Here is a 4,219-nt window from a genome sequence, read left to right as displayed (position 1 = left end):
CCAGCGACGCCGCTTGTTTAACGAAGCGGAAGAGTGGCATAGGTACATTCACTCTCTCCGCTTCGCTTCCACCTTCAGAGCGACGCTATCCGCTCGCCCTCACCGGATTCAACAGAGCACTCGAAATCCGGTCTGCGGCGGCACGGTTCGTTTATCGCCCCCAGAGAGGGGTGCGGGGCACTCGCCCCCCGCGGAGTACCAATGGGACATCGCGCACTCGTCGCCTACGAACGACCGGATAGTACGTACAACCTACATTACTCGCACTGGGGCGCCCAGGACCTCAGACTCAAACCCGCCATCACCGAAGAGACCCCCTTCGGCGGTGACGACCTGGACGAGACACTCCGAACCATCCACCGACGACTCCGGGACGCAACGACCGACCGCGGCGTCGACCGGATCCTCGACGCGCACGAGTTCCCGCCTCGACAGATCGACATCGACCCGCGAGCGATCGGCGTCACTATCGACGAGATCATCGACGACCACCTCGACTTCCTGCACCACGAGGCATTCTATGTCGTCGACAGCGACTACCAGGTTAGCGCATATCGCACGCACTGGTTCGGTCTCCGGTTCGATTGCCGGACTGTCGACGATTCGCCGACGGTCGGTAACGGCGCGCTCAGGACCGTCCGGTGGTACGAGGGTGAACCGGTCGGCGACGGGTTCGCCCAGGGGGAGTTCCGCGGGCTCAAAGCCACCGTTGGCGATATGCTGGATCGGGGTGTGTTCACCCTGGCTGAGGCCACCGAGTACATGGCCCAGACACTCGACGACTGGGTCGACGACACTGAGGAGCTGATCGTCCGCAAGCCACGACTTGTCGAGTAGATCTAGCCATTCGCCGTACGGATCGGAGGCCAAGGGCATTGCAGAGCCACTGACGACCCAGCCCACAGACCAATTACGTGGCTAGCCAAACCGTACGGATGGTGGCCATATGACAGTCGACCTCACTACATTCGACCGTCTGCGGACACGGTATCCAGGGTCGAGCTGGGCACTTTGGAGTGACTCGTTTCCGGAGGCAGGTTGTCTTGAGGAAGACTCAGACGACCTTGTCGCGTTTCTCGAAGCCAATAGGGACCTGCTCACGCCGTCCGTCGTCTTTGTATCCCTCAATCCGTCTGCAGACCCTCCTAACGACTGCGCCAATTTCCACTCACCAAGTGGTCGCCATTACGACGACCGACTGAAAGCCTTCATTCAGGAGGCAAGCCTCGCTTCGCTTCTCGGGGGGTACATGACCGATATCGTTCCCGATACGGTTGACCCCGATTCGGATAACGTCGACCCAGAGGATGCAGATGTATCCCGGTTTCTCGACCAACTCGATATCCTTGACCAACCTGCATACGACATAATCTGTTTCACCGGAACGACCTTTGAGACGCTCCAGCAGTACTTCAGTGCGTCAGTGACCGACCGACCACACAACATCGAGTCGTTCTCGGTGACAGTGTCCGGGCGTGACCTCTCGGTCTACCGGGTCTGGTTCTACGGACTCTACGGGGTCCACCAAGACAAGGTCACCGAACTGGCCGACCAGCTACAGTACCTCGACCGAGTGATCAATTGAATCGATACCGAGGCAGCAGCGGATCTCCTCACCACATCTCGTCGCGGTGTCTGCAAAGGCGTGCATATACTCATAGTGACTCCCAGTTCTCGTTGCTCGCTCGTGGTGTCGTCAACCGCTGAACCGTTTCGAGATCGCGGTTTGAGACCTGTGTGAAGTTGAATCCCTGTTGCCCGCAGTTGGTCATTCCCTCGGAAAATGCGCCTTCTTCGACGAGATGGTGGATCTCCTGATACCCGATCGTCGGTTTGAGTGGGATTGGAGATGCAAATTCGAGATAGGCGCCATCACCGTCGATTCGCTTTGTCTCAATGGGTAGGACGTGGCTGAGGCACCGTGGGTGCGCCTCCACACTCGAAGCGCAATATAACAATGCAGTGTCGCCACTACTTGCGGTCTCCCACGCCTCGCGACGTCCGAACCCGTCGCGCTTCCAGTACGGGTCTGCATTGAAATATCGATGATGACGCAGTGGTTCGTCCACGAAGGTCGGTCCTCGAGCGCCATCAATGTATTCGGGCTTCGCGTGGTCGCTGATTTCGCGCCCGTTCGTCTGGATGAGGAAGACGCTCATACTGGCATAGATTCTGCATTGCATATCAATTTGGGAGCCTGTGGCAGGGGAGCCTCGATCGCTGTCACGAACTTCGTTTAGACACCACCGCACGGGATTTTATCGCCCCCGAGAGGGGTGCGGGGGGCAGGACAGACTCGCCTCGCGCTGACCACTGATGGCAACGAGAGAATTCTTCGAGCGCGACTTCGACGAACAGCACGACAACTCCATCTCGGCCGATGACTGTCCCGAGTGCGAGGGCCGACTCACCACGGACGACGGCGAAACCCGATGTACCGACTGCGGCCTCGTCATCGAAGCCTGCCGGGTCAACCGGCGCGGACCACTGACCTTCGACGAGGACGACACTAACCGGGAACGCACCGGGGCGCCGATCACCGAAGCCCGCCACGACCGCGGGCTCTCGACGGAGATCGGGTACAAGCGGGACGGCAAGGGCAACCAACTCTCCAGCGAGAAGCGACGGCGATTGGGCCGGTTGCGCCGCGAGCACACCCGCGCGAAGTGGCAGTCCAAAGCCGAGCGCAACCTCGCTCACGGCTGTACGGAGATCGCCCGCATCGTCGGGGCGCTCGATCTGGAGCGCGACCACCGGGAACAGGCGAGTGCGCTCTTCCGGTCGGCCCAGTCAGCGGACCTCCTGCCCGGCCGCTCGATCGAGGCGTTCGCCGCGGCGACAGTCTACGCGGTTTGTCGCTGTTCCAACGCTACGCGGACACTCGGTGAAGTCGTCTCAGTCGCCCAGTGTCCTCGCGAGAAGATCACGAACGCCTACACTGTCTGCAACGATGAACTCGGACTACCAGCCCCGCCACAGCGGCCACGGGAGTTCATTCCGGGACTCGCGTCGGCGATGGACGTTCCACCCGAAACGGAGCGCCATGCACGCTCACTCGCCGAACAGGCGTGGGCTGCAGAAGTGAGCGTCGGTGTCCATCCACCGGGGTTCGCCGCAGGCTGTCTCGAAGTCGCCTGTCACAATCACGGGATCGATATTATCCAGCAGAAGTTGGCGAACGAGGCCGACGTGAGCCCCGTCACGGTTCGAGCGCACCGCGATACCGTCGCGGACTCCCGGGAGGCGTGGTCGGGATGAGTGGCGCGTGGTTCCGTGTCGTCTTCTTACACCTTTCGTCAAGCAGTAACGTCATCTACGAGTGTCGCCACTGCGGCCAGGCAGTCGACGACAAGGCCACCGTGTGTCCAGCCTGTGGCCACACGGGTATCGCGACCTACGAACTCGACTGAACGTACCGCACGATCTGCTTATTCGATAATCATACTTCAGAGTATCATACTTCAAAGTATCATACTTCAAAGTACGATTATCTCTATATACTTCGGATCGAGACAAGGGCACGGCAGGGACGCGGCAGGGACTCAGCAATGAACACCGTTAGCGTACCGCACGTTTGGTTTTTCGGCGCCACCAGGGGTGGGGCGCTCACGAATGGGTGCTCCGATGAACAATGCATCCTCTGGAACAACTGGAGTTTCCGACCCGTGTCGCAAAGCGTGCCCAGTACGAAGCCTTCGAGTTCACCCTGTCAGCCGATGGCGTCGTCGTCCGCAACGGGAGTCACGCGAATCCAGACGAGCACGAATATCTCGTCACCGTCGAAGATAGGCTCCCGACGGCGTGTGAGTGCCCGGCTGACGAACAGTACGAGGGCGCGTGCAAACACCGCGTTGCGGTGGCGATTCGCCGGCCACTCCTCGATGCAATCGCCGCGACCGACGAACCACAGCCGGTCGCTGCTGACGGCGGCCAGGTCGCATCATCAGTCACCGAATCCGACGACAGGGACGAGTCCTAGACTGACGTCCAGTCGCGAGCCTCCGAGCCAACCACGACAGCGCCCGATGACGAGGACTGCCCGGAATGTTTCGATGACTTCCCGTGTTGGGAGTGTGTCCGGACGGGACGACGTGACCTCCTGGCGGTGTTCAGATAAGGATTGAAAGGTGAGGCGGTGCGGTTTTCAGGTGTCCATGCCAGAAAACGCCCGCCTCAGTGGTTGTTTAGACGAGATCGACTTAGAGTTTGTTGAACGAGA

At 60.2% G+C, this 4,219-nt stretch carries 5 protein-coding genes; 4 read left to right on the top strand and 1 reads right to left on the bottom strand.

The window, feature by feature from the left end:
- Positions 1-201: 201 nt before the first annotated feature.
- Together ACMGFG_RS24150 and ACMGFG_RS24145 are read left to right on the top strand one after the other, a co-directional pair.
- Positions 202-837 (top strand): DUF6735 family protein, encoded by a 636-nt coding sequence (locus tag ACMGFG_RS24150; protein ID WP_436932843.1) that lies wholly within the window; start codon positions 202-204, stop codon positions 835-837.
- A gap of 109 nt (positions 838-946) precedes the next feature.
- Positions 947-1,585 carry a hypothetical protein gene (locus tag ACMGFG_RS24145; protein WP_436932842.1) on the top strand — a complete coding sequence of 213 codons (639 nt, stop codon included), beginning with the start codon at positions 947-949 and terminating at the stop codon, positions 1,583-1,585.
- Between the two features lie 70 nt (positions 1,586-1,655).
- Here ACMGFG_RS24145 and ACMGFG_RS24140 read toward each other — a convergent pair whose 3' ends face one another.
- A complete protein-coding gene (locus tag ACMGFG_RS24140; protein WP_436932841.1) occupies positions 1,656-2,159 on the bottom strand; it encodes a hypothetical protein in 504 nt (167 codons plus the stop codon).
- A gap of 157 nt (positions 2,160-2,316) precedes the next feature.
- Here ACMGFG_RS24140 and ACMGFG_RS24135 point away from each other — a divergent pair, with 157 nt between their 5' ends.
- On the top strand, positions 2,317-3,258 hold the full coding sequence (locus ACMGFG_RS24135) for a transcription initiation factor IIB (RefSeq protein ID WP_436932840.1): 942 nt from the start codon (positions 2,317-2,319) through the stop codon (positions 3,256-3,258).
- Positions 3,259-3,631: 373 nt separating this feature from the next.
- Entirely contained in the window at positions 3,632-3,979 is a 348-nt protein-coding gene (locus ACMGFG_RS24130) for an SWIM zinc finger family protein (RefSeq protein ID WP_436932839.1), read from the top strand.
- Positions 3,980-4,219: the final 240 nt, after the last annotated feature.

Origin of the sequence: Halosimplex halobium (assembly GCF_051414055.1) — an archaeon.
Taxonomy (GTDB): domain Archaea; phylum Halobacteriota; class Halobacteria; order Halobacteriales; family Haloarculaceae; genus Halosimplex; species Halosimplex halobium.
Note: the sequence above shows the minus strand (reverse complement) of the source record. Positions and strands in the feature narration are given on the sequence as shown.